This window comes from Caballeronia terrestris, assembly GCF_001544515.1.
Taxonomy (GTDB): domain Bacteria; phylum Pseudomonadota; class Gammaproteobacteria; order Burkholderiales; family Burkholderiaceae; genus Caballeronia; species Caballeronia terrestris.
Genome location: NZ_FCOL02000323.1, coordinates 1 through 1,925 on the forward strand (window position 1 = coordinate 1; position 1,925 = coordinate 1,925).

At 63.9% G+C, this 1,925-nt stretch carries 1 protein-coding gene and 1 pseudogene; one reads left to right on the forward strand and one right to left on the reverse strand.

Annotated elements, in window-relative coordinates; all coding sequences use genetic code 11:
• Positions 1–421, forward strand: a 421-nt coding sequence (locus AWB67_RS37045; protein ID WP_143328489.1) for a universal stress protein, incomplete at its 5' end; no start/stop codon positions are given.
• A gap of 90 nt (positions 422–511) precedes the next feature.
• On the opposite strand, the pseudogene AWB67_RS37050 reads toward AWB67_RS37045, so the two are convergent.
• Positions 512–1,925 (reverse strand): annotated as a pseudogene (locus AWB67_RS37050) (cation-translocating P-type ATPase); the annotation flags it as partial.

Consider the following 1,925-nt stretch of genomic DNA (forward strand, 5'->3'; position numbering starts at 1 on the left):
CAGTGATACTTCGCAGGAGGCGCTGAGGATCGGCGCGCGACTGGCCGGGCCTGGAGCGCAACTGAAGGTCATCTATGTCGTCGACCGCGCGGTCCGGTTCAGTGACTTCGTCCCGATCACTCTGCTGGAAGATGCCTTTGTCCAAGAGGGAAACGCATCCATTGCTAGAGCCCGCGAGGTTCTGGCGCAGCATCCGAACGTGGCGCAGGCGCATGTCGAGGCATCGCTCGCCAGCACCGATATGACAAGCGACGATATTGCTCACACGATCGTTCGCGAAGCAGCCGCCTGGGGTGCCGATTTGGTCGTCATGGGAACGCATGGCCGGCGAGGTCCAGCGCGCTGGATGCTTGGCAGCGTGGCCGGCCGGGTTGCACGGGTGGCTGAGACCCCGTTGATGCTCGTACGCAAGTCAGTTTAATAAAGGGTGTGGCTGAGCGTCCGAGCCGACGGCAGTAAAGCTCGCTCTGGTCGGTGCGCCAAGGCCTGCGAAGGGGGCACCTTCATTTGGTCATTTGAACACGTAGACCGCGAGTAAAGGGACGAGTGAAAAGAGTCGTGCCAGCGTGGGGACCGTCATGAGCAAGAGCAGAGCGCTCGCGGTCAGGGCCAGGACAAGGCCAATGTAGTTGTTTGCCATGCCCGCGGCGCGGAACATGCTTCGGGTAGCCATCACGCGCACCGCGAAAATTAGCGCTACGTTGCCGCCGACGAGCACGAGAAAGGCGAAGGTTCGAGCTAAGCATGACGTCATGCCGGGTCGCGACCGTGGCCGCATAGACAGCCAGCACGATCAGCGCGAGCACGACGCCGGCGGCAGCGCTCCGTACGAATGCGGCCTTCGAGAGCAGCGCCTTCTGCGTACGGTGCGGCGGCCGCTTCATCAGATCTCGCCGTTCCGGCTCGTTCTCGAACACAAGCGAACACACGGGGTTGATGATCAGTTCGAGAAACACGATGTGCAAGGGGGCGAGCATCACGGGCCAGCCCAGAATGACAGGAATCATTGCGGCAGCCACCATTGGAATGTGTACCGCAACCGTATAGCTGATTGCCTGACCGAGATTGTCGTAGATGCGCCGGCCCAGCCGGATCGACGCGACGATCGGCGCGAAGTCGTCGCGCAGGAGGACCAGCGCCGCCACTTCGCGGGCCAGCTCGGTGCCGCGCCTGCCCATCGCAATGCCGATGTGTGCGGCCTTGAGCGCAGGCGCATCGTTCACGCCGTCGCCAGTCATCGCTACCACGTTGCCTCGCGCCTTGAAGGCTTCAATCAGGCGCAGCTTTTGCTCGGGACGCACCCGTGCGAACACATCGGTAGTGGCGATCGCCCCCCGGATTTGCGCGTCGTCCCACGCGGCCAGTTCGTCGCCGGTCACAATCCTACCTGCACCGATGCCGACCTCGGCCGCGATCGCGTGCGCCGTCGAGGGATAGTCTCCAGTGATCATCACTACGCGTATCCCTGCTGCTTGGCACTCGGCAATCGCGCCTGCGGCGTCGGGGCGCACTGGGTCCACCAAGCCCACCAGTCCGACGAACGAAAAGTCGAAATCGTGCTGGCGCGCTGGCCAGTCCACGCCATAGTGACGCGCCTTGGCGACGCCCAGCACACGCAGGCCGCCCGACGCAATCTGCGCGGCCCGAGACAGGATCGCCGCGGTGTGGGCGGCGTCGAGATGACAGAGTGCACAGACCGCTTCGGGCGCCCCCTTGCAGGCGACCGGCCGGTGATCCAGCTGCGGGGCGTCCCAGCCATGCGCCATTGCCGGCAGCCCGGGCGAAAGCGAATACTCGTGCAGCAAAGACCAGTCCGCGTGCAGATGCTCCGTGTTGGCGAGGCATCGATTGCCGGTTTCATGAAAGGCGCGCTCCATCGGATCGAACGCATCGACCTCGCTCGCGAGCACCAGGTATTCGAGCAG